17 protein-coding genes, 1 tRNA gene and 2 rRNA genes (1 of these 20 cut by a window edge) are annotated in these 24,353 nt (G+C 40.1%); 1 reads left to right on the top strand and 19 read right to left on the bottom strand.

What is annotated here, in order from left to right; genetic code table 11:
• From IGM13_RS01010 to pth, 15 genes are all read right to left on the bottom strand, one after another.
• Positions 1-178: ribosomal RNA gene (locus tag IGM13_RS01010) — 23S ribosomal RNA — on the bottom strand (it extends 2,735 nt beyond the left edge of the window).
• A 176-nt stretch (positions 179-354) separates the two neighbouring features.
• Positions 355-427 (bottom strand) — tRNA-Ala (locus tag IGM13_RS01005).
• A gap of 79 nt (positions 428-506) precedes the next feature.
• A 16S ribosomal RNA gene (locus IGM13_RS01000) occupies positions 507-2,067 on the bottom strand.
• The 16S and 23S rRNA genes sit together here with 1 tRNA gene alongside, the layout of an rRNA operon.
• A 651-nt stretch (positions 2,068-2,718) precedes the next feature.
• Positions 2,719-4,215 (bottom strand): lysine--tRNA ligase, encoded by a 1,497-nt coding sequence (gene lysS, locus IGM13_RS00995; RefSeq protein ID WP_002359372.1) that lies wholly within the window; start codon positions 4,213-4,215, stop codon positions 2,719-2,721.
• A gap of 93 nt (positions 4,216-4,308) precedes the next feature.
• On the bottom strand, positions 4,309-5,307 hold the full coding sequence (gene dusB / locus IGM13_RS00990; protein WP_002356263.1) for a tRNA dihydrouridine synthase DusB: 999 nt from the start codon (positions 5,305-5,307) through the stop codon (positions 4,309-4,311).
• 11 nt (positions 5,308-5,318) lie between these two features.
• A complete protein-coding gene (hslO, locus tag IGM13_RS00985; RefSeq protein WP_002359370.1) occupies positions 5,319-6,215 on the bottom strand; it encodes an Hsp33 family molecular chaperone HslO in 897 nt (298 codons plus the stop codon).
• Between the two features lie 161 nt (positions 6,216-6,376).
• A complete protein-coding gene (ftsH, locus tag IGM13_RS00980; RefSeq protein WP_002363441.1) occupies positions 6,377-8,533 on the bottom strand; it encodes an ATP-dependent zinc metalloprotease FtsH in 2,157 nt (718 codons plus the stop codon).
• Between the two features lie 93 nt (positions 8,534-8,626).
• On the bottom strand, positions 8,627-9,172 hold the full coding sequence (gene hpt, locus IGM13_RS00975) for a hypoxanthine phosphoribosyltransferase (protein WP_002356260.1): 546 nt from the start codon (positions 9,170-9,172) through the stop codon (positions 8,627-8,629).
• An 18-nt stretch (positions 9,173-9,190) separates the two neighbouring features.
• Positions 9,191-10,579, bottom strand: coding sequence for a tRNA lysidine(34) synthetase TilS (tilS, locus tag IGM13_RS00970; RefSeq protein ID WP_010816266.1), 1,389 nt, complete (start codon positions 10,577-10,579; stop codon positions 9,191-9,193).
• A gap of 85 nt (positions 10,580-10,664) precedes the next feature.
• On the bottom strand, positions 10,665-11,144 hold the full coding sequence (locus IGM13_RS00965; protein ID WP_002356258.1) for a S1 domain-containing RNA-binding protein: 480 nt from the start codon (positions 11,142-11,144) through the stop codon (positions 10,665-10,667).
• A 44-nt stretch (positions 11,145-11,188) separates the two neighbouring features.
• Positions 11,189-11,668, bottom strand: coding sequence for an FtsB family cell division protein (locus tag IGM13_RS00960; protein ID WP_002419125.1), 480 nt, complete (start codon positions 11,666-11,668; stop codon positions 11,189-11,191).
• Positions 11,669-11,921: 253 nt separating this feature from the next.
• Entirely contained in the window at positions 11,922-12,185 is a 264-nt protein-coding gene (locus tag IGM13_RS00955; protein ID WP_002356255.1) for an RNA-binding S4 domain-containing protein, read from the bottom strand.
• A gap of 14 nt (positions 12,186-12,199) precedes the next feature.
• On the bottom strand, positions 12,200-13,789 hold the full coding sequence (locus IGM13_RS00950; RefSeq protein ID WP_002419124.1) for a putative polysaccharide biosynthesis protein: 1,590 nt from the start codon (positions 13,787-13,789) through the stop codon (positions 12,200-12,202).
• A gap of 15 nt (positions 13,790-13,804) precedes the next feature.
• Positions 13,805-17,344, bottom strand: a complete 3,540-nt coding sequence (gene mfd, locus IGM13_RS00945) for a transcription-repair coupling factor (protein WP_033591559.1) — start codon at positions 17,342-17,344, stop codon at positions 13,805-13,807.
• Between the two features lie 19 nt (positions 17,345-17,363).
• Complete coding sequence (gene pth / locus IGM13_RS00940) at positions 17,364-17,930, bottom strand: aminoacyl-tRNA hydrolase (protein WP_002361556.1); 567 nt, start codon at positions 17,928-17,930, stop codon at positions 17,364-17,366.
• A 335-nt stretch (positions 17,931-18,265) separates the two neighbouring features.
• Here pth and IGM13_RS00935 point away from each other — a divergent pair, with 335 nt between their 5' ends.
• Entirely contained in the window at positions 18,266-19,249 is a 984-nt protein-coding gene (locus IGM13_RS00935) for an L-lactate dehydrogenase (protein WP_002356251.1), read from the top strand.
• A 226-nt stretch (positions 19,250-19,475) separates the two neighbouring features.
• Here the strand turns inward: IGM13_RS00935 and IGM13_RS00930 are convergent, their stop codons facing one another.
• The 4 genes from IGM13_RS00930 to IGM13_RS00915 all read right to left on the bottom strand — a co-directional run bounded on the left by IGM13_RS00930 (position 19,476) and on the right by IGM13_RS00915 (position 24,350).
• A complete protein-coding gene (locus IGM13_RS00930; RefSeq protein WP_002361555.1) occupies positions 19,476-20,966 on the bottom strand; it encodes an aldehyde dehydrogenase family protein in 1,491 nt (496 codons plus the stop codon).
• A gap of 276 nt (positions 20,967-21,242) precedes the next feature.
• Positions 21,243-22,754 carry a glucosaminidase domain-containing protein gene (locus IGM13_RS00925; RefSeq protein ID WP_002383874.1) on the bottom strand — a complete coding sequence of 504 codons (1,512 nt, stop codon included), beginning with the start codon at positions 22,752-22,754 and terminating at the stop codon, positions 21,243-21,245.
• Positions 22,755-22,981: 227 nt separating this feature from the next.
• Positions 22,982-23,494, bottom strand: coding sequence for a transcription repressor NadR (locus tag IGM13_RS00920; RefSeq protein WP_002356248.1), 513 nt, complete (start codon positions 23,492-23,494; stop codon positions 22,982-22,984).
• A 10-nt stretch (positions 23,495-23,504) separates the two neighbouring features.
• Positions 23,505-24,350, bottom strand: coding sequence for a chorismate mutase (locus tag IGM13_RS00915; protein ID WP_002383873.1), 846 nt, complete (start codon positions 24,348-24,350; stop codon positions 23,505-23,507).
• Positions 24,351-24,353: the final 3 nt, after the last annotated feature.

Below are 24,353 nucleotides of genomic sequence, written 5' to 3'. Positions count from 1 at the left end.
TCTAATCAGCTATGTATTCACTGAAAAGTAATATCCTATAAAAGATATTGGGTTCCCCCATTCGGAAATCTCTGGATCATAGCTTACTTACAGCTCCCCAAAGCATATCGGTGTTAGTCCCGTCCTTCATCGGCTCCTAGTGCCAAGGCATCCACCGTGCGCCCTTATTCACTTAACCTTATCAACCTTACGGTTGGGTCTTGATCACTTCTTCTAGCGATAGAAGGTTAATCAATAAATAAGCAATTGAACTTATTAAAAAACTCATTCAACGCGGTGTTCTCGGTTTGTTTTGATTCTTTTTACTTCAATATCCAGTTTTCAATGAACGAATCTGATAGCAAAAGCTATCAATGGAGCCTAGCGGGATCGAACCGCTGACCTCCTGCGTGCAAAGCAGGCGCTCTCCCAGCTGAGCTAAGGCCCCGAACTTATTTGATTGAGAGTAGACCTCTCAAAACTGAACAAAGTAAAGACGAAATGTGTATTTCCGTAATATTCCTTAGAAAGGAGGTGATCCAGCCGCACCTTCCGATACGGCTACCTTGTTACGACTTCACCCCAATCATCTATCCCACCTTAGGCGGCTGGCTCCAAAAAGGTTACCTCACCGACTTCGGGTGTTACAAACTCTCGTGGTGTGACGGGCGGTGTGTACAAGGCCCGGGAACGTATTCACCGCGGCGTGCTGATCCGCGATTACTAGCGATTCCGGCTTCATGCAGGCGAGTTGCAGCCTGCAATCCGAACTGAGAGAAGCTTTAAGAGATTTGCATGACCTCGCGGTCTAGCGACTCGTTGTACTTCCCATTGTAGCACGTGTGTAGCCCAGGTCATAAGGGGCATGATGATTTGACGTCATCCCCACCTTCCTCCGGTTTGTCACCGGCAGTCTCGCTAGAGTGCCCAACTAAATGATGGCAACTAACAATAAGGGTTGCGCTCGTTGCGGGACTTAACCCAACATCTCACGACACGAGCTGACGACAACCATGCACCACCTGTCACTTTGTCCCCGAAGGGAAAGCTCTATCTCTAGAGTGGTCAAAGGATGTCAAGACCTGGTAAGGTTCTTCGCGTTGCTTCGAATTAAACCACATGCTCCACCGCTTGTGCGGGCCCCCGTCAATTCCTTTGAGTTTCAACCTTGCGGTCGTACTCCCCAGGCGGAGTGCTTAATGCGTTTGCTGCAGCACTGAAGGGCGGAAACCCTCCAACACTTAGCACTCATCGTTTACGGCGTGGACTACCAGGGTATCTAATCCTGTTTGCTCCCCACGCTTTCGAGCCTCAGCGTCAGTTACAGACCAGAGAGCCGCCTTCGCCACTGGTGTTCCTCCATATATCTACGCATTTCACCGCTACACATGGAATTCCACTCTCCTCTTCTGCACTCAAGTCTCCCAGTTTCCAATGACCCTCCCCGGTTGAGCCGGGGGCTTTCACATCAGACTTAAGAAACCGCCTGCGCTCGCTTTACGCCCAATAAATCCGGACAACGCTTGCCACCTACGTATTACCGCGGCTGCTGGCACGTAGTTAGCCGTGGCTTTCTGGTTAGATACCGTCAGGGGACGTTCAGTTACTAACGTCCTTGTTCTTCTCTAACAACAGAGTTTTACGATCCGAAAACCTTCTTCACTCACGCGGCGTTGCTCGGTCAGACTTTCGTCCATTGCCGAAGATTCCCTACTGCTGCCTCCCGTAGGAGTCTGGGCCGTGTCTCAGTCCCAGTGTGGCCGATCACCCTCTCAGGTCGGCTATGCATCGTGGCCTTGGTGAGCCGTTACCTCACCAACTAGCTAATGCACCGCGGGTCCATCCATCAGCGACACCCGAAAGCGCCTTTCACTCTTATGCCATGCGGCATAAACTGTTATGCGGTATTAGCACCTGTTTCCAAGTGTTATCCCCCTCTGATGGGTAGGTTACCCACGTGTTACTCACCCGTCCGCCACTCCTCTTTCCAATTGAGTGCAAGCACTCGGGAGGAAAGAAGCGTTCGACTTGCATGTATTAGGCACGCCGCCAGCGTTCGTCCTGAGCCAGGATCAAACTCTCATAATAAAAGTTAGAACAATCTTGCGATTGTTAAGCTCAATTTGTTTGCTAGCATATTGCTTGCTTGTTAAAAATGTTTGTTGTCTTGAATTGAATCAAGACGCCCTACACATTTGGTTCGTCTATTCTTTGTTCAGTTTTCAAAGGTCTACGTTACCTCGCAGCAACTTTTATATCATAACAAACTTTCGTTTGAATGTCAAGAACTTTTTAAAAAAAGTTTTTTTAAGTTGTTTTGCTCGGTTGTTGTTGTCTGTTGTGACAACTTCTATATCTTATCATCTCGCTTGTTATTTGTCAACAACTTTTTTGTTGTTTTTTCAAACTTTTTTCGAGAGATTTGAAATCAAGAATTGTTATTTAATTATTGATTTCTGAATCGCTCAGCTGTGTGACTCGCCTTGCGACATGTAATAATATACCAAGATTTCAAGCATTGGTCAATCATTATTTTCACTTTTTTTAAACTTTTTTTCAATACCGATTATTCTTTCTTATCCGATTAGATAAAGTTCGTTTTTTTATCATATTACCCATTCTTTTTATTACTCATCTTCGATTTTTTTAGAAAAAAAGAATTGGTTTCAATTGTTTTTCTATTCTTTTTTATTTAATTTTTTGCGAATACAAAAAAAGATGCCCTTAAGGCATCTTTTTTTATCTCATTGTTGGGAATAATAATACATCACGAATTGATTGTGCATCGGTTAATAACATAACTAGTCGATCAATCCCAATACCTAATCCTCCGGTTGGTGGTAAGCCATATTCTAAGGCTTCGATGAAATCTTCATCTACTCCGTGTGCTTCATCATTTCCTTGTTCCCGTTCTTTTTCTTGTTCTTCAAAACGTTCACGTTGGTCAATCGGATCATTTAATTCTGTAAATGCATTAGCAAACTCTTTTCCGATAATAAATAGTTCAAAGCGGTCAGTGAAACGACCATCTTCTGGATTTTTCTTCGCTAATGGTGAAACAGCGACTGGGTGACCATAAATAAATGTTGGTTGTTGCAATGTATCTTCTACAAATGTTTCGAAAAATTCATTAATGATATGACCGACTGTCATGGCATCTGTAATTTCAACATTATGTTCTTTAGCCAACGCACGGGCTTCTTCTATCGTCATCTCTTGCCAAAAATCTACGCCCGTTTGTTCTTTGACCGCATCTACCATGTGTAGACGTTTGAAAGGACTGCCTAAATCAACCGCTTGACCATCGTACGTGATATCAGTAGTTCCTAAGACTTTTTCCGCAGCATTACGGATAATTCCCTCTGTTAAATCCATCACATCTTGATAATCAGTATAAGCGGTGTAAGCTTCTAGCATTGTAAATTCTGGGTTATGAGTGGTATCGATTCCTTCATTACGGAAGACACGACCAATTTCATAGACTTTTTCCATGCCACCGACAATTAAACGTTTTAAATGTAACTCTAGGGCAATGCGTAAGTATAAGTCCATATCTAATGCATTATGGTGTGTGATAAATGGACGAGCAGCAGCTCCTCCTGCTTCGTTATGCAAGACAGGCGTTTCTACTTCGACATAGCCATTGCCATCTAGATAACGACGGATTTCGCTAATAATTTGACTGCGTTTCATGAAGCGATCAAAGCTTTCTTTGTTACTGATTAAATCCAAATAGCGTTGACGATAGCGTTGTTCCACATTCGTTAATCCATGGTATTTATCTGGCAATGGACGCAAAGCTTTAGTTAATAACGTAATTGTTTGAGCTTTAACAGTAACTTCCCCCGTATTGGTTTTCATTACTTGACCTGTCACACCAAAGAAGTCGCCTAAGTCAGCATGTTTAAATAGTTCATAGGCTTCGTCTCCAACTTGGTCCTTCCGAACATAAATTTGAATTTGGCCTTCACGGTCTTGCAAATGGGCGAAACCAGCTTTTCCTTTACCACGTTTTGTCATCATACGTCCAGCAACGCTGACTTCTGTATTCATTTCACTAAGTTCTTCTTTTGTATGATTATCATATTGTTCATGAAGTTCTGCTGAATTATGAGTGCGATCGAAACGTTTACCGAAAGGATCAATCCCTTCTTCACGTAAAGCTTCCATTTTTTCGCGGCGCACGAGCATTTGATCATTTAAATCCTCTAAATGCGCTTGTTGTTCTTCTGCCACTGTTGTTCCTCCATTCTTGATTTTAACCTATCCTAATAATGCCACAGTAATTCGAAAAAAAGCAAGCCGAATTTTACTTTCGGCTTGAATTTTTTATTCTTCTATAGTAGTTACAGCAACTTTGGAAATTTTCTCTACAAAGGCATCCAGTAAATCGACAACTGCTTGTTGTGTTTCAACTTGGTTAATCGCAACTTTCACTTTGGCTGCTCGCGAGATTCCTTTTAGATAGTAAGAAGCATGTTGGCGAAACTCACGGACCGCAATTTTTTCGCCTTTTAAATCCACTAATCGTTGTAAATGAACTTTTGCAATATTGATTTTTTCAGCTGGTGAAGGCTCAGGCATCAATTCGCCCGTTTCCAAGTATTCTTTCGTCCGTTGAATCATCCAAGGATTGCCCAAAGCAGCTCGACCAATCATCACACCATCCGCTCCAACATATTCTAACATGCGTTTAGCATCTTCAGGCGTTTTGACATCGCCATTTCCCATAAAAGGAATGGTTAAATGCTTTTTCACTTCCTTTAAAACGTCCCAGTTGGCTGTCCCTTCATACATTTGGACACGTGTTCGACCATGCATAGCAATTGCCGAAGCACCTGCTTGTTCGGCAGCCAAAGCGTTGTCTACAGCATATAGATGATCTTCATCCCAGCCTGTTCGCATTTTTACAGTGACAGGCAAAGAAACTGCCGAAGAGACTGCGTGAACCATCTCATGCACTTTATTCGGATCCAGCAACCATTTCGCACCAGCTTCAGCTTTAATTATTTTATTGACAGGGCAACCCATGTTAATATCAATAATCGCCGCTTGCGTATTTTCTTCCACAAACTTAGCAGCTTCCACTAATGTTTCTTTATCTCCACCAAAAATTTGTACACTTAAAGGATATTCTCGCTCATCAATATATAGCATTTCTAAGGTTTTTTTGTTTCTTAATTTAATTCCTTTGTCACTAATCATTTCACAAACGACTAATCCTGCGCCAAATTCTTTTACAGTCACACGAAAAGCGGCGTTACTAATACCCGCCATCGGAGCTACGACAACACGGTTGGGGATTTCAACGTCTCCAATTTTCCACATAGTCTTTCCTCCTACTTTTGTTTCGTATTGCGAATCGCTTCATCGCGAAGTTCAATTAATTCTTCTTCACTATAGTGATATTTATTGTTACAGAATTGACAAACTGCTTCTGCTCCATGATCTTCATCAATCATCGCATTTAATTCATCGATCCCAACGGCAATCAAAGCGGTCGCAAATTTTTCTTTGGAACAGTCACATTTAAATTGTACAGGCATTTTTTCTAAAATTTCTACTTCGTCTTCTCCCAATAAGCGATACAAGACTTGTTCAGGTGTTTCTCCATTTTCTAGTAATTGTGAAATCGGTGGCACTTCCGCTAGACGCTGTTCAATAAAATCAATGGTACTTTCATCGGCACCTGGCATTACTTGAATCATAAAACCACCGGCTGCTTTCACAGATTCATCCGTGTCCACCAATACACCTAAACCGATAGCTGAAGGAACTTGTTCAGAGACCGCCATAAAATATGTAAAGTCTTCACCGATTTCACCAGAAACAATAGGTGTTTGTCCAGAAAAGGTTTCTTTTAATCCTAAATCTTTAATGACTGTGAAAATTCCTTCGTTACCGACAGCGCCACGTACATCAATTTTACCTGTTGCATTCAACTTTAAGCTGACATGTGGATTTTTAATGTAGCCTTTTGTTTCTCCACGGCCATTACTATCGACAATAATAGCGCCAGCTGGGCCATTCCCTTGTACTTTTACAGTTAATTTATCGTCACCTTTTAAAGTCGCTCCTAGTAAAAGGGCTCCAATCAATGTGCGCCCTAACGCTGCGGTAGAAGAACTCCATGTATCATGTCTTCTTTGCGCTTCGCTAACAGTTTCAGTGGCACTGATGGCATATGCTCGAATTGAACCTTTATAGCAAAGGGCTTTTACTAAATAATCTTCCATTCTTTTTCCTCTTCTCTTGGTGCTTTTTTGTCCATTAGTCAGATAATACTAGGAATCAGGTGTTTTTTCAACCAAATAATCTTCCTTCTATAGAATATCTTAATATTATAGAAGGTGCAGTATTCGTCATCTCGACAAATACTGCACCTTCTACTAATTGGTTATTTATAACGATCTTCGTAGTTATTGCGATCATATTCAGAATTGGAATCTGAATCTTTTTTCTCTTCAGATTGGACTTCTTTTTCTGTTTGTTCGCTTTCTACTTTGACTTCTTCTGCTTCATCATGTAATTCTTTTTTCGCTTCTTCAAAGTCTTGCTTTTCTTCAACTTGTTTTTGCGCTTCTTTTTCTTCTAAAGCACGTTTTGCTTCTTCGAATGTTTGCGCTTCTTTTTCACTAGGATAGTCGCTGTCAGCACCTTCAGGCATTTTACCTGTTTCAAATAATGATTTGATTGCTTTTGCATCTAATGTTTCATATTCTAATAGTTTTTCAGCAATTAGTTTATGTTGTTCACGGTGTGCTTCTATAATTTCATGCGCTTTTGTATGAGCATCCATTAAGATACGGCGAACTTCCTGATCGATTTCAAACGCCACTTGTTCTGAGTAAGCTTTTGTTTGACCATAATCACGACCGACAAAGACTTGATGGTTTCCTTCATATTGAACAGGTCCTAATTTGTCGCTCATTCCATATTCCGTTACCATGCTACGGGCAATCCCTGTTGCTTGTTCAAAGTCATTTGAAGCCCCTGTTGATTGAACGCCAAAGATAATTTCTTCTGCTGTACGTCCACCAAGTAAGCCAACGATTTGTTCAAACATATCTTCTTTAGTCATTAAGAATTGATCTTCTTTTGGTAAAGCAATCATATAACCGCCTGCGCGACCACGAGGGATAATTGTTACTTTATGGACAACGCGGGCACGGCTTAAGACTAAACCAACAATTGTGTGTCCTGCTTCATGGTAAGCCACCATTTCGCGTTCTTTTTTATTAATCACGCGATCTTTTTTAGCTGGACCAGCAATTACGCGGTCTTCGGCTTCATCCACATCAGAAGCATCAATTTTTTTCTTGTTACGACGAGCGGCAACTAAGGCTGCTTCGTTTAAGACATTTTCTAAATCAGCACCAGCAAAACCTGGTGTTTGTTGTGCAACAACTTTCAAATCAACGTCATCAGCTAACGGTTTGTTTTTCGCATGAACACGTAAAATCGCTTCACGACCTTTGACATCTGGACGTCCTACCAAGATTTGGCGGTCAAAACGACCTGGACGTAACAACGCTGGGTCTAACACGTCTGAACGGTTCGTTGCAGCAATTACGATAACTCCTTCATTGCCATCAAAACCATCCATCTCAACTAATAATTGGTTAAGGGTTTGTTCACGTTCGTCGTGTCCGCCACCCATACCAGCACCACGTTGACGACCAACTGCATCGATTTCATCGATAAAGATAATCGCAGGCGCGTTTTTCTTCGCTGTTTCAAATAAATCCCGGACACGGCTAGCACCGACCCCGACAAACATTTCAACGAAATCTGAACCTGAGATTGAGTAAAATGGCACACCTGCTTCACCTGCTACGGCTTTAGCAAGTAACGTTTTACCAGTCCCTGGAGGTCCTTCTAATAGTACGCCCGCAGGAATCCGTGCGCCTAATTCAGCGAAACGACGTGGATCTTTTAAGAATTCCACTACTTCAACTAATTCTTGTTTTTCTTCTTCCGCACCAGCTACATCTGAGAAGCGGACACGGTTAGCTTTTTTATCGGCTTCTTTGGCTTTGGATTTACCGAAGTTCATCACACGGCCACCGCCGCCACCACCACCGCCTTGTTGGCTCATCATCATGTAGAAGAAGAAGAAAATAATCACTAATGGTAAGAAACTAAACAACAGTGACAACCAAGCACCACTTGTTGATTGTTCTTTGACAACTAGCTTCACCTTGTTATTTTGTGCCGCATCTTGAATGCCAGCTAAGGTTGTATCACTAGGTAAAACGGTTGTTGTGAAGCCTTTTGACGACGCTTGCGTTGAGCCCCACAATGACAGACCACCTGTGTCTTTCACTTCTTGTTTTTCTTTATACTGACCTTCAATCCGGTAAACCCCATTGGTTGGTTGAATGGTCATGTCTTTGACTTTTCCGTCTTCCAATTGTTGTTGGAAGGTTGAGTAATCGATGTCTGGCGATTGTTGGTTGTTATTTCCAAAAATGAAATAGACAACCATGACCATGGCAAGTACTACTAAGACGTAGTATAAACCATTTTTCATGCCATTATTCTTTTTGTTCATGCCTGTCCTCCTTATGCTCATCATTACAATTCATGTTATTCTTTTATCAATCCTGACCTTTACATTGTAACACAATTAATTCCTTGATAGATATTAATTTGATTCGTAAACTTCAGGTTTTAAAACGCCAATATAAGGCAAGTTGCGGTACGTTTCTGCATAGTCTAATCCGTAACCGACCACAAACTCATTGGGCACATCAAACCCTACGTAGTCAGCTTTAATGTCTACTACACGGCCTTCTGGTTTATCTAATAAGGTAACAATTTTCACAGATGCAGCTTTACGGTATCTAAACAAATCTACTAAATACGCTAATGTACGACCACTATCGATGATATCTTCTACGATTAAAATATGTCTACCTTCGACATTTGTGTCCAAGTCTTTGACAATTTTTACTTCGCCTGAAGAAACTGTCGCGTTGCCGTAGCTAGATACATCCATAAAGTCCAATTCTAAATAAGTATTGATTTCACGAGTCAAATCAGCCATAAATGGTACTGCACCTTTTAAAATACCGACCACTAAAGGATTTTTCCCTTGATATTCTTCTGTCAGTTGCTTGCCAAGCTCTGCAGACTTCGCAAGAATTTCTTCTTTGGAGATTAGGACTTTCTCAATATCTTTTTCTATCATAGTGCGCTCCTTTCAGCATTACTCCTTTGTCTTAAAAAGGAGTCTGTAGTGTATTTTATCAGTTTCTAAAGGAATACTCAAATAGGAATTTGCAAATTTTGGTACCCAAATGATTTCCTCTTGCTCATCCGTAATGACCCAAGCACTCTCTCTCGCTTCATTTGGCACTTTTTGATCAATAAAAACTCTGCTTAATTTTTTCGTAAACCCTGGTTTTAATGTAATCCGATCACCACTTTGGCGATGACGAACGGTCAAAGGTGTGGCTGTGGTCAACGGGATTGCCAACAACTGGCCCGTCCATTGATTAATCTCTTCAGGAAGAGGAAACGGTTTGTCTGTCGCAATTAATCCTAGCCACTCGGTTTCCGATAAATAAATCCCCGCACCAGGTACTAATAAATGTGTAACTTCTTCTCGCAGTGCAGCCTGTTTTTGTTCTAAGCATAGCCAATCATAACTTTTAGCTAGTTGCCATTGCTGTTCTAACATAACCGAGCCTTGCGGTTGCCGTTCATCATTCAAAACTTTTAAAATTTGTGTCATCTGGCGTTGGTTTAACGAAACCCCTAACGGCACTAATGTTTTTTGGAAAAACGCGGTTAAAAAGAAGTGCTGGTACGCAGGCGTTTCTTTTAATAATCTCTTCAAAGGAATGCGCCAGCCTTGTTTGGTCGGTTCTACGGCTTCAGATAATTGAGGCTCAATTTGTTCCTGAATAAATTCTTGGGCAAAACGTTGTTCATTACTAAAAGAAGCAATCTGATCTAAGAATTGCGGATTTTCCTGCTTTAATAGCGGCAAAACCTGATTACGGAGCCGATTTCTCAAATATTCATTGGTTTGGTTCGTTTCATCCTCAAAATAAACGAATGCTTGGCGCTGTGCAAATTGATACAATTCTTCTTTTGGATAAATGAGTAACGGACGAATCAATTCCCCTGTCGCAAAAGGACGTCTCTCTTTAATGCCCGCGGAATGGGAAAAATTAGTCCCTCGAATCAGCTTCATTAAAATCGTTTCCGCTTGATCGTCTAGATGATGTGCCGTCATTAAGACTGCCGCGCCTTCAATTTCCATGACTTCTTTAAAAAATTCATAACGAAATGTGCGCGCTTTCGCTTCTAAATTCCGTTGCTTTTCAAGGTCTTCCCAACGTGTTTCATAATACGTCAGCTCTCGCTGCTGACAATAGGTAGCGAGATATTGCGCTTCCTGTGCCGACGCTTCTCGCAATTGATGATTGACATGTGCAACAACCAATTGTAATTGTTCTTTTTCTGCCACCTGTTCCATTAACGTCAAAAGGGCCATGGAGTCTACACCACCAGAAACGGCGACCACGATTGTTTGATGCGGTTGCCAAAATCCTTGTTCTTTTCCTCGTTTATAAAACTGCCAAAACATTGTTCGCCCTTCTTTCTTCCTTAGAATAAAAGAGGAACCGAGAAATAACCCATTCGTTATCCCCAGTCCCCCTATTTGTTTGTGCTTAGCCGCGACGTCCGCCACGTCCGCCACGTTTGCCTTCAGTATTACGTTTTAATGAAGATAAACGGTCATCACTATCTTTCAAGAAAGAGCTCATCAATGAGTCAAAATCTTGTTTATTGTTATTGTTATTTGCTTGTGGTTTATTGAAAGGCTTTTTGCCCCCTGCGCGTGGATTACGGTCACGATTCTCATAATTGTTTTCACGACGTTGAAATTCACGTTTTGGTTGTTGCCCTTCTGCTGGCTCTTGTGCTTTACGGATCGATAAGCCAATTTTGCCGTCGTCACCAACTGAGGTTACTTTCACTGTTACTTCGTCACCTACTGTTAATACATCATGAATATCTTTAACGAATCCATTAGACACTTCACTGATGTGTACTAACCCAGTTTTTCCTTCTCCTAAATCAATAAATGCACCAAAGTTAGTAATCCCTGACACTTTTCCTGGCAATTTAGCTCCTACTTCGATTGACATAAAAAAATTGTTCCTCCTATTTTTTCCCTAATTATAATTGCAGTTTATTCAGCTGAAGACTTAGTTGTTTCAGTTGAAGACTGTGATTGACTATTTTTTTCTGAACTGCTCTTGCTTTCTTCCGCTCCAGAAATCTGTGTTTTTTTCATTTGTTCTGGTGTGGGATAAATCTGTTCGCCTTCTTTTGAGAGAAGGAAACGGCTACGTGCTAATTTTGCCACATAATCATCATCTTTTAACAAAGCAACGTCTTTTTTTAAATCCTTGACCTTCTTATCAACTGCTACGGATTCAGCAATTGCATCTGCTCGTTCTTGTTTGAAAGCACCTAAGCGATGATAATCTTTCATCAATTGGATGCCAGAAAAGGCAAAAATAATGAAGGCCACGAGAAAAATCGCTGCCAAGCGTCTGCGTCTAAAAATCAATTGTTTCTGTTGTTTTTGGAATTCGACATACTGTTCTTTCGTGTAGTCATTTTCCAATGCCGCAACTTTCTTCGAGTTTTTTTCATTCTTTCCCATCGTCTCGCTCCACTCGCTTTGGATTGTCCGTTTTATTATACCAACATCTAAGAACCTTGTCTAATGTTAATTTCAGAGAAGTTAAAGAAAATCAAGCTTTTTTCTAAAATATTCTTTGCTTTTGAAATAACAGCGGTTGATTTATTAATTTTTTCAAAAGCGGCGCGTCTGTTTCATTAAAACGCTGAAAGGATGAAGCGCTTGGAATATTCATCTTTTCAATGAACTTGCCAAGCGCTCCATCCTCACCTGTTTATTCTTCAGAGACACGTGTTTCTGATTTTATTTCATACATTTTTGTGGCATCTTCTTTTTTCGTAGAGTCATTTAGTTGCAGGACTTCTACTTCTAAAATTCTGTTCCCAAATTGAATTTTGACAAGGTCACCAATCTTCACAGTACTAGAAGATTTGGCTAAGACTCCGTTGATTTGAATCCGGCCTTTATCAGCGACTTCTTTGGCAACTGTTCTTCTTTTAATAATGCGAGAAACTTTTAAAAATTTATCTAACCGCATCACATTCACCTCTTTTATTTTTTTTGTCTCATCCGTAAAATTTTTGCGCCATACGGTAAACTTAACCATTCACGTATCGTAAATAATTCTAACTTAATGATGGTGCTAATAAAAACTGTACCACCCACTGCAACGCCTAAAACTGTAACGAAAAACGCTTGACTTCGGTGATGCACACCTTGGAACAAGATGGAGATAATTCCTTGATAGACCAGCAATGACAGCATCATGATTGCTAAACTAAGCAACAGTTTTTTCAAAAAGTTTCGTTCTCGAACAAAACAATTAATCGCTGCATCCGATTGTCGGACTAAAACGAATAACGTCGCTAGTAACCCAAGAATAGTAGACCAACTAGCACCTAATGTTCCCCAACGAATGGTGAAAAAGCCTGTTGTCAGTAACTTCACTAATAAGCCCACACCAGCTGCCACTAAAGGACCTTTAAAACGATTGCGACTTTGTTCAATACTTTGGTAGGCCTGAATAATGGCCATAAAAGCGATGGATAAAACATACACCCCTAAAACATCGTTGCCTTTATAATCTTTAAAAAGCGTAAAATTCATGTACGGCAATAACATCATCAGACCAATCGAAGCCGCCGATGCCAAGGTTGTGGTAAGACGCAAAAAGATTTTTGCAACTTGTAAAAATTGTTGACGGTCTTTTTTCATAAAATATTTTGTCAAACCTGGTAAAAAGGTCGAGCTTAAAGCTAAAGCAATTACCAACCCTAATTGAACTAGTGGTTGTCCTCTATCATAGACCCCTTTGTCCACTTTCGCAGCTAAATCAGAGAGCCCGAAAAGCATGAGGGCATTTTTTACTTTAAAGGAATCAATTAATTGAAATAGAATCAGAAAAGCACTATATAAAGAGACCAAACCACCCTCAATCATTAAACGTTTAAATAGTTCTTTAGTTTGAGGCATAATCTTCCATTGATGCAAGTATTCCGTACTTCCACTAAGAATTTTTCGATTGTAGTACCATAAGACAAGTACCGCTAAGATACCGCCAGCCAACGCACCACTCATGGCCACCGTCCCCGTTTGGTAAATGGAGCCACCAAAGTAATGATAGGACAACGCAGCTACTAGAATAACCCCGACACGCACAAACTGTTCCATCACCTGTGAAATACCACTAGGCACCATCAACAAATGACCTTGAAAATTCCCACGATAGAAAGAAAGAATTGGAACGAGTAAAAAGGTAAAGGAAACAACTTCCATTAATGGTTGGAGTGCAGCATCCCCCATACTAATAGCAATTTCTTGACTACCAAAGAAAAAGAAGGCCCAACAAGCAATCGCTAACCATAACACATAGGGATATAGTTGGCGCAACACTTGTTTTTGACTCCGAATATCTGGTTGTTCAGCAACAATTTTGGAAATAAATTGCGGTAAGCCTGACAATGCTAATGTCATCGCAATCCCATAGATTGGATAAACTTGCTGATACACGTAAAATCCTTCATCCCCTACAAAGTTCTGAAAAGGAACGCGATAAAACGCACTCAACACTTTTGCAATGAAGGAAGCAATGGTTAACACAACGGCACCTTGCATCATTCGTTGCATTTCTTTTTGTGCCATCTTCTAGGCCTCCTTTTAAAGGGAATCCGTTTCTTGCGAATGTTTGTATTTTTCTTGTCGCAATGCGGTTGTAAAAGTAGCAATTTCTTGAATCCAAACAGCTTCTTTACAATCTTTCGGCAACTTCAAGGAAATAGTCATTTGTTCTTTCTCAACTGCTAGATCCGCTTTTAAGCTGGTTGCCGATAACGCTTCAAACAACTGCTCCACAGAGTATGTTTTTGTGCCAATTTTACTTAACACAAACTTGACTTTTTGGTCGCGTTTACGAATACTTTCTAACAAGGCACGGTCGCCATCCATTTTGATACGGCCAGTGGTTAATAAATGCGCCACTTCGTCAGGATACTCTCCAAAGCGGTCTAACAAGTCCGCTTCTAATTCTTCGTACATATCCATATTTTCTAATTGACGAATCCGTTTATAAATTTCAATTTTTTGTCGTTCATCTGTGATGTACGTTCCTGGAATATAAGCATCAATGCCCAAATCAATTTCAACAGACGTTTTTTGGTCTTGGATATTTTTTCCTTGTTTACGAGCAACTGCCTCAGATAACATCTGTGAGTACATATCAAACCCAACCGAATCAATGAAGCCGTGTTGTTGGGCACCAAGAAGGTTTCCGGCCCCTCGAATGGAAAGGTCACGCATCGCAATTTTGAACCCAGAACCTAATTCCGTAAAGTCTTTAATTGCTTCTAAACGTTTCTCACTAACTTCGTTTAGGATTTTTTGCTGTTCGTACATAAAATAAGCATAGGCCACTCGATTGCTACGCCCCACACGACCACGTAATTGATACAACGTAGATAAGCCCATGTAGTCCGCATTTTCTACAAACAAGGTATTAGCATTAGGAATATCTACTCCTGTTTCAATAATCGTTGTAGTGACTAATATATCATATTGTCCTTCAATAAAATCAAACAAAGTATTCTCCAGTTGTATTTCTGTCATTTGACCATGTGCATACGCAATTCGTGCGTCTGGAACTAGCGCTTGTAACTCTTCAACTTTTCGTTCAATCGTATCTACTCGATTGTATAAATAAAAGACTTGACCATCTCGGGCCATTTCTCGCTCAATCGCTTCCCGAATCGCCCCAGGATTATTTTCCATGACATACGTTTGGATTGGATAACGATTCTCTGGTGGGGTTTCGATGACGGATAAATCACGGACACCTAACATTGACATATGAAGGGTCCTTGGGATTGGCGTTGCTGTTAACGTCAAGACATCCACTTGTGAACGCAATTGTTTTAGTCGTTCTTTATGTTTCACTCCAAACCGTTGTTCCTCATCAATAATCAACAAGCCTAAATCACTAAAGTTAATATCTTGCGACAATAAACGATGGGTACCAATCACAATATCTACTTGGCCATGTTTAATTTTTTCAATTGTTTCATTTTGCTGTTTTTTCGTGCGGAAACGACTTAATAAACCAATTTCTACAGGAAAGCCCTCAAACCGCTCTTGAATCGTTTCGTAATGTTGTTGCGCTAAAATAGTTGTTGGCACTAAAAAGGCAACCTGTTTATTGTTGCTAACAGCTTTGAAGGCCGCTCGTAAAGCCACTTCTGTTTTACCAAACCCTACATCGCCAACTAACAAACGATCCATTGGTCGAGATTTTTCCATGTCGTGTTTAATTTCGGCAGCACTACGTAATTGATCATCTGTTTCAGAATACGGAAAAGCCTCTTCAAATTCTTTTTGATACGCATCATCTGGCGGAAAAGCATAACCTTTTTCCGATTCTCTTGTCGCATAAAGTAAGATTAAATCATCCGCGATATCTTCAATTTTCGAAGCAACTTTTCGTTTGGTTTTCGTCCACTCACTGCCGCCTAGCTTGTTAATTTTCGGCGTTTTAGACTCGGAAGCAACGAACTTTTGAATCAAGTTCAATTGTGTGACTGGAATAAATAACTTGTCATCATTTTGGTACAAGATAGTCATGTAATCTTGATGGACCCCATCAACTTCTAAGGTTTCCATACCAATATATTTACCAATCCCGTGATTCGCATGAACGACATAATCGCCCGTTTTTAAGTCGCTATAACTTTTCAAACGTTCCGCATTAGAGATTGTTTGACGACGTGCCCGTTTTTTGGTCGTTGTATGAAAAATTTCTTTTTCCGTAATCGCCACGAGCTTGTTTTTAGGTAATTCAAACCCTGTTTGTAATGCACCTTGGACAATTTGGACATGCCCATCTAACAGCTGATCCCAATTGCTTACTACGCTAGGTATATCAAAGTCCTGAAATAGCTCTTCGACTTTTTGAATCCGTTCTTTCGTAGGAACAAAAACAACGACCGTTTGGTTTTGCTTTTGCCAACGGTCCACTTCCGCTTTTAGCAACGGCATTTGCCCGAAGAATTGTTGCATTGAACGATATTGAAAATTATGGACTTCTTGGAAACGAAGATTCCCCATTCCTTTTTGAAAAAGTGAAAAGAAGGTCGTATTTCGTGCAGTTTTTCGCAATTGATCATGAAAGTCTACGCCAAAAGTTTGTTCAGAAAACACGCGCATTTCTTCAATTTTCAGGGTTTGCCATTCCGCTTCCTCTCTAGCGATTTCTCGCTCCGTTTCCATCATACGAGAATAATCATCCACAAAAAGCAAACTATTTTCTGGTAAATAATCTAACAGCGTAGTTTTTTGTTGGTACAGAAAATCTGTATAATAGTGAGCATTTTCTGTAGGAATCCCTTGCTCCCAAGAAGACAGCAACTGACCAAAATATTCTTCTAAAAAACCGGTCTCTGTTTGATCTTTAGCTGTCGCTAAACGTTTTTCTAGAGCATCTTGTAACCTCATCATGCCATGATTCATATCTGCCTTTGAGAATACTAAATCAGTCATTGGTGAAATCGTTACTTCTTCAAGATTTTCTAATGAACGTTGGGTATCTGCTTCGAAATAACGGATGGAGTCAATTTCAACATCAAACAGTTCCACCCGAACAGGGTATTCGGCATTTAGCGGATAGACATCAATAATGCTTCCGCGAATACTAAATTCGCCAGGCTTCCCGACCATCGATTGGCGTTCATAGCCCATTAACACTAGGCGTTGCGCGAGGATTTCAGGTTCTACTTCCGTCCCGATCTCCCAATGAAGTTGCGCATTTTGCCACGTTTCTTTCGTTGGCAAATATTTTCGTAGTCCAGCTACTGGTACGACCACGATTCCTGCATTCGCTGTCATCAGGAAATTTAACGCACTCACTCGATCTGCGCGCGCTTCTGGTGAAGAAAAGGCCATTTCGGCGGATAACACTTCATCTACTGGAAATAGATGAACTTGTTCTGAAGGTAAAATATTTAAAAAATCATCTACTAATTGATTGGCATAGTATAGGTTTGGGACCGCAATAACAATTTTTTGATGCGTCTTTTGTAAAGCGCCTGCCATCAGTAATGTTTTAGCAGAGCCTGATAACCCAGTAATTAGTTGGCGCGTTCCTGTTGTCATTAGTTGACTGCGCCATGATTTAGCAATTTCTGTTTGGCTAATTCGTTCGATAATATTCAAACAAGGGCCCTCCTTTCTGCTATTTTCCATTAAATTGATTCATTGTTTCAACAAACGTATGTCCTTCGCATGCATATAAAGCGGCATCGGCTGCTTTTTTTACAGCAAGTAACATCTCTTCGTGTGTTTCTTTGGGAAAAGTACTTAGTACATGGTGGATAACTGTATCATTTTTTGAGGGCCGACCAATGCCAATTTTAATTCTAGGAAAGACATTAGTTCCTAAATGGGCAATCAGACTTTTTATCCCATTGTGGCCGCCAGCACTACCTTTTTGCCGTAAACGAATTTTACCGACCTCTAAGTCTAAGTCATCATAAATAACAATCAAGTCTTCCTCATCTACCCCAAAGTAGGTCAACAACGGACCAACAGAGCGACCTGATTCATTCATAAATGTTAATGGTTTCACTAACAATACTTTCTCAGTCCCTATAAAAAACTCTGCAATATCTGCTTCAAAATTACTATTATTAAACGAAACATTTTGCCGATACGCAATTTCATCTAGCGTAATAAAGCCAATGTTGTGTTTTGTTTCTTTGTATTTACTACCGGGATTTCCCAGTCCTACGATTACTTTCATCTTTCATTCTCCTTGGATTATAAGCTTGCCAACACAAAATGGCTGGGAAGCGTATGCGCTACCCAGTTTTATTCATTATACCATAGAAATAAAAAAACTCGCAGTCTTTGAAGATTAAGAAAGATGTAAAAAAATTTTTTAGAAATTTAAATATGCGCAAGATAGTGAAATTACGCACATGTAAGAGCTACCATTTTGAAACAGGTCTGAAAACTGTATCATTTTTACAATCAAAGTTCGTGACATTTTTTACAAACCATGTTACTATCACTTTAGCAACAGGAAATAAAAACTCGTTGCTCACGAAAAAGAATGTAGAGGAAGGAATGGTACACATGACTGCAGCCGCAGGGAATAAAGATCACCAAAAAGTAATTTTAGTCGGGGACGGTGCCGTAGGTTCTAGCTATGCCTTTGCTTTAGTAACTCAGAATATTGCTCAAGAAGTTGGGATTATTGATATTAATGTACCAAAAACTGAAGGAGACGCGTTGGACTTATCTCACGCATTAGCATTTACTTCTCCTAAAAAAATCTATGCTGCTACTTATGACGATTGCCATGATGCAGACTTAGTTGTCTTAACAGCTGGTGCGCCTCAAAAACCAGGCGAAACTCGTTTAGACTTAGTTCATAAAAACTTGAAAATTAATAAAGAAATCGTTACAACAATTGTTGATTCTGGTTTCAACGGTATCTTCTTAGTTGCCGCAAACCCAGTCGACATTTTGACTTATTCAACTTGGAAATTCTCTGGCTTCCCGAAAGAACGAGTAATCGGTTCAGGAACTTCACTAGATTCTGCTCGTTTCCGTCAAGCAATTGCCGAATTAGTTGATGTTGATGCACGAAATGTCCATGCCTACATCTTAGGGGAACACGGAGATACAGAATTCCCAGTTTGGTCACATGCGAATGTCGCTGGCTTACAAATTTACGAATGGGTGAAAAATAATCCTGACGTCGATGAAGAAGCAATGGTTAATTTATTCTTCAACGTACGCGACGCTGCTTACACAATCATCGAGAAAAAAGGAGCTACTTTCTATGGAATCGCGGTTGCACTAGCGCGTATCACTAAAGCTATCCTAAACGATGAAAACTCTGTGTTACCATTATCTGTTTATTTAGAAGGTGAATATGGTCAAAACGATATTTATATCGGTGCACCAGCGATCATCAACCGCCAAGGCGTTAAACAAGTCATTGAAATTCCATTAACAGATGCTGAACAAGAAAAAATGGAAGCTTCTGCTTCTGCATTAAAAGAAGTTATTGAAACAGCTTTTGCTAAATTTGAAGCAGAAGAAGCAAAATAACTCCTTCTATAATAGTCGAAAATTAAAAACAACCAAGAGTGACCACTATTGTTACTCCGCTTTAAAGCCTGGTACAAAAATCCAAAGTGATTTTTGCACCAGGCTTTACTTTTAATCTGTTTTACTTTACTCATCACTCAACTTTTAAAAAAAATTATTGTTTTGTTTAGCTCGAAAAATAACAATAACCAAAAATAAGTTTGTTATCTAAAATTCACTACACTACTTAATACAGTCCATCTGCTTCTTCTTTTGTCACAATGTAAATATTTTTCATTTGCGTATAAGCATCTAGCATTGATTTATGCGTTTCTCGACCAATTCCTGATTTTTTATAACCGCCAAATGGCGCGCCCGCAGGCAATTGATTGTATGTGTTGACCCACATCCGACCTGTCCGTACACCACGAGCAACCCGTAATGCCACATTGATATCTTGAGAAAAGACGGCACCACCTAGACCATATTCAGAATCATTAGCTAAACGAATGACTTCTTCTTCCGTTTCAAATTTAATCACTGTTGCAACAGGACCAAAGATTTCTTCTTGGGCCACGCACATTGTATTCGTGCCGTTCGCTAATAACGTAGGTGCTAAAAACGCCCCCTTGTCTAGCCCATTTTCTGTTAAACGTTGCCCACCAGTAATCAGTGTAGCTCCTTCCTTCACACCAATTTCGACATATTTTAAAATTTCTTCCAATTGATGCTCATTGATCTGAGCGCCCATTTCAACATCTTTTTCCCACGGGAAACCAACGTTCACTTGTTCAAACTTTTCCTTTAAAGCTTCTACAAATTGATCATAAATACCTGACTGAACGAACACACGAGACCCAGCACAACAAACTTGCCCTTGATTGAATAAAATCCCTAACTGCACGCCTTCTAATGCACGTTCCCAATTGGCATCTTCAAAAATAATGTTGGCTGATTTTCCGCCAAGTTCTAAAGTGGCTGGAATTAGGCGGTCGGCCGCAGCTTTAGCGACAGTGTACCCCACCTCTGTTGAACCTGTAAAAGCTAGCTTATCAAACCCTGGATGTGCCAACATATAATTTCCTGAATCAGAACCACGACCGGTGATTAAATTCACTACTCCTTTCGGCAAGACTTGATCAAAAATTTTAAACAATTCCAACAGACTTAATGATGTGCTCGAGGACGGATGAATCACAACCGTATTACCTGCTGCCAACGCTGGTGCTAATTTCCAAGCACCCATTAATAAGGGGAAATTCCACGGAATAATTTGACCCACAACACCAATGGGTTCTTTCACAACAATGGATAACGTATCCTTATCAAATTCTTTGACAGACCCTTCTTCTCCACGAATCACACTAGCAAAATACCGAAAATGGTCTGCACTGGCAGGGACATCAATCGATTGCGTTTCCCGAAGCGGTTTTCCATTATCTAAAGTCTCCACCATAGCCAAATGTTCTTGATTTTCTTCAATCAAATCAGCAATTTTCAATAAAAGATTGCTTCTTGTTACAACATCAACATCTTTCCATGTCTGAAACGCTTCTTGGGCTGCTTCTACAGCTCGATCTACATCTGCATTTGTGGCATCAACAAATTCTGCTAATTTTTCGCCATTACTAGGATTGTAACTAGCAATCATTTTGTTACCACTACCTGTTGTCCACTCTCCATTAATATACAATTGATAGCTACTGGCAACTACTTGATTTATTTCTTTTTTACTCATTTACCCACCTCTTTTTTTATATTTGTATCCGCTTACAATTATAAGGCATCTTTCACCTAAAAGTAAATGATTCTACCTGAAAAAAATATAGCTCTCGGCGACTGTTGCTAACTTATCCCGACCTGAAATCTCCTGGCAATAACTGAATGTATCAAACTTTATTGGAGAAACCTTTTGCCACAAAAAAAGCTAGCACTGAAGAATTAAAATTGCTTCTTCAGTGCTAGCTTTGATTTTTACAACTCATTCGTTCTTATTGACAAAGAGCTGATTTTTTTATTTATCTTTTGGAACGATATAGTTCATTAAATGTGTTTCATCGGCTGAGATTGTACGTGTCGAAACAACGTTTAATCCCTTCACGTTCATTTCAGAAATTAAGATGCTACCATCTTTAAAGACTTTTTCCACAAATGCGACATGACCATAAGTATTGTCTGCGCCTAAAACACCAGCTGGGAAGGAAACCGCTGCGCCTGCTTTTGGTGTACGACTTACTTTGTACCCGCGTGCACGACCTGTTTCGCCCCAATCTTGACCATTCCCCATTGTTAAGTCCACACGTTTACCTAATTGCGTAATACGGTTGTAGACATATTGTGTACAGTTGCCCCAAGCATAACTATTAAAGGTGTCATAGTTTTTGCCATTATAGGCTGGGAAATTTGATTCCATTGGTTCAACGGTTGCTTTTTCTTTATCATAATAAGTTAAATCGTATGTTTTAATTAACGCATTTAATTTCTTATGATAATCTTTGTCCGTTGCGTATTTTCCTGTTAGGAAACGTGTCGCTTCTTTGTATGTTTTGGCTTCCGTTTTCCAGACACCATGATAGAAATCTTTATTGGAATCTAAACCATTTTTCAATAATTTCGCATAATCTTCCATTGATTCTTTATACGTTGGATATTGACGGAATTTTGCTTCTACTGTGTATAGGTTACCGAAACCATTGTCTTCATAGGTAATAAAAGAAACAGATTGACCTTTGTAATCGCCTTTAATACCAAACAAATTGTAGTTTGGTTTCTGGCTTAACTTACTATTGCCGCTGCCACTTTCTAAAATTGCTTGAGCAATCATCACACTAGCATATAAGTTTTTGTCCTTGGCCACTTTCCGAGCAGATTCACCGATTTCTTGAATAAACTCTTCTGTCTTCTTCGTTTTGCTGACCGTAAACGTCTCATCGTCTTCCACTAACCCAACCGTTTCATTTGTAACTGGTGGGACTATTTCAGGTTGCGGTGTTGACGCTGCTGGTTGCTCTACTGGCTTTTCAGCTGGTGCTGTTGGTGTCACTGGTTTCGCCGGCTGTTTTGATTCAGAAGTACTCGTGCCAGGTTTTGGCTGTTCTTTAGAAGAACTTGGTGTGGTCGTTGGCGTGGTACTTGATTCAGTTGTACTTGTTGACGTAGAATCTGTGGTTGACTCTGTTGTACTCGTCGAGGTGGAGTCAGTAGTCGATTCTGTCGTACTTGTGGATGTAGAATCCGTTGTGGAATCTGTCGTTTCGGTTCCTGACGTTTCCGTGGACTCCGTGGTTGCAGATTCACTTGATTCGGTTGAACTTTCTGTTTCAGTTGTTGATTCTTCTGTCGCTTCTGTTGTTTCACTAGTCGCTGTCGTTTCAGTGGCTTCAGCAGTTGTTGCTTCTGCGGTTGTTTCTGCGACAGAACTATTTTCAGCTACCAAGTTATTACCTTCTGCAAATGCACCTACTGGCATTGATGAACCTAAAAGTAATAAGGTAGAGAACAGGGCAAATTGTTTTTTCATACTCATTCTCCTTTTTTATTTTTCTCCATTTATTTTTATGTACCAACATAATAATTGACATAGTTATTGTTTAAATGGCTCCTTTTTTAATAGTATACTGTTTCATAAAAAATTTCTAGCAAAAAGTTAAAAAAATAGAAGAAAATTCACAAATTCTTCTATCTTTTTTTGGTAATTTTCTAAGAAAAAAAAGAAAGGGCTTGAACAAACATCAATGTCCTCTCTTTTTCTCGTTATCCTTCAAACAAAATACTTTTTTTTCGAAGCGCCTCTTTGATTTCTTGGAAAGTTTCTTCGTCTGCACAGCGAATAGTATGCAGATGGACGCCTCCTGTTAAAACTGATAGTAATGTAGCATGCTCTTTTTGATACTTGTCCATAAATTTATCAATATCTTTCTCTGATTGAATGCGCAAACTGCCGATTAATTCCCCATAAAGCGGATGTGCAATACTCACATCTACCACTTCTCCACCTTTGGCAACAATGACTGACAATTCTTCTCTCGTTTGTTCAGGCGTATGTTGACAAGCAATTTTCCGCTCAATTCCTTCTAAAGGTTGTTCCAACATATACCCTCGAGCTGTTGCGACAATTTCGACCCCTGTCGCCCGTAATAGAGCGACATCCCCTACAATAATTTGTCTGCTGACATCAAAAGCTTTTGCAAAACGAGTGGCACTAATTGGCTTTTCGGTCTCTCTTAATCTTTTAACAATCTCTCTTCTTCTGATTTCTCCATCCACAACCTTCGCCTCACTCTCCTAAATGTTTTTCTTGGAAACGTTTAGAGGCGTCCATAATTCCCTGGAAAGTCTCAGATAATGTTTCTTCATAATCGGCATTTTCAACATGATTCAGAATAGTTTCTAATACTTGTTGTTCTCTTTCAGAATCAAAAACCGCATGACCTGCTTTCTTTTTCACTGCAGCAATCTCTGCGACGACATCCATCCGCTGTTCTAATAAACGGACCAGTTCCTTATCGATTTGGTTAATCTTTGCTCGTTGTTGTTCTAAAGAAGTTGTTGGGGCGTCATCTTCAGTCAATTCTTTAATTATCCGTGCTGGATTACCTGCGATCACACAGTTTTCTGGGAACGATTTGGTCACAACAGCACCTGCTGCCACCACTACATTATCACCTAATGTTACGCCAGGAAGGACAATCGCTCCACCGCCAATCCAAACATTGTTGCCAATGATAATTCGTTTCCCTGATTCCATTCCGCTATTACGCTTGGCCGCTTGTAATGGATGCTCGGCTGTATAGAGTTGCACATTGGGGCCAAACATACAGTTATCGCCAATTTCAATTGGACAAACATCTAAAAAAACGTTATTAAAATTGGCATAGAAATTTTTCCCCACAGAAATGTTGTAGCCGTAATCAAATTGAATCATCGGTTCGATGTACGTCCCGACACCCACTTTTCCAAATGTTTCTTCTATTAATTGACGACGAATATAAGTGTCTGGTTGTTGGTTAATTAACGCCATTTGTTCACGGGCTTTTTTGCGATCAGCCACTAATTCAGGATCTGAGGCAAAATATAGTGTACCTGCGATCATTTTTTCTTTTTCTGATTTAAATTCTTCCATTCC

The organism is Enterococcus sp. DIV0561, from assembly GCF_050539875.1.
GTDB classification, from domain to species: Bacteria; Bacillota; Bacilli; order Lactobacillales; family Enterococcaceae; genus Enterococcus; species Enterococcus faecalis.
This window is presented reverse-complemented; position numbering and strand designations above follow the sequence as displayed.

Excerpts from the sequence above, each read along its gene's own strand:
- IGM13_RS00935 (WP_002356251.1), top strand. The coding sequence starts at position 18,266 with ATGACTGCAGCCGCAGGGAATAAAGATCACCAAAAAGTAATTTTAGTC.
- dusB (WP_002356263.1), bottom strand. The coding sequence starts at position 5,307 with ATGTGGAAAATTGGAGACGTTGAAATCCCCAACCGTGTTGTCGTAGCT.
- ftsH (WP_002363441.1), bottom strand. The coding sequence starts at position 8,533 with ATGAACAAAAAGAATAATGGCATGAAAAATGGTTTATACTACGTCTTA.
- tilS (WP_010816266.1), bottom strand. The coding sequence starts at position 10,579 with ATGTTTTGGCAGTTTTATAAACGAGGAAAAGAACAAGGATTTTGGCAA.
- IGM13_RS00965 (WP_002356258.1), bottom strand. The coding sequence starts at position 11,144 with ATGTCAATCGAAGTAGGAGCTAAATTGCCAGGAAAAGTGTCAGGGATT.
- hslO (WP_002359370.1), bottom strand. The coding sequence starts at position 6,215 with ATGGAAGATTATTTAGTAAAAGCCCTTTGCTATAAAGGTTCAATTCGA.
- pth (WP_002361556.1), bottom strand. The coding sequence starts at position 17,930 with ATGAAAGTAATCGTAGGACTGGGAAATCCCGGTAGTAAATACAAAGAA.
- IGM13_RS00950 (WP_002419124.1), bottom strand. The coding sequence starts at position 13,789 with ATGGCACAAAAAGAAATGCAACGAATGATGCAAGGTGCCGTTGTGTTA.
- IGM13_RS00925 (WP_002383874.1), bottom strand. The coding sequence starts at position 22,754 with ATGAGTATGAAAAAACAATTTGCCCTGTTCTCTACCTTATTACTTTTA.
- IGM13_RS00915 (WP_002383873.1), bottom strand. The coding sequence starts at position 24,350 with ATGGAAGAATTTAAATCAGAAAAAGAAAAAATGATCGCAGGTACACTA.
- IGM13_RS00955 (WP_002356255.1), bottom strand. The coding sequence starts at position 12,185 with ATGCGGTTAGATAAATTTTTAAAAGTTTCTCGCATTATTAAAAGAAGA.
- IGM13_RS00930 (WP_002361555.1), bottom strand. The coding sequence starts at position 20,966 with ATGAGTAAAAAAGAAATAAATCAAGTAGTTGCCAGTAGCTATCAATTG.
- hpt (WP_002356260.1), bottom strand. The coding sequence starts at position 9,172 with ATGATAGAAAAAGATATTGAGAAAGTCCTAATCTCCAAAGAAGAAATT.
- IGM13_RS00960 (WP_002419125.1), bottom strand. The coding sequence starts at position 11,668 with ATGGGAAAGAATGAAAAAAACTCGAAGAAAGTTGCGGCATTGGAAAAT.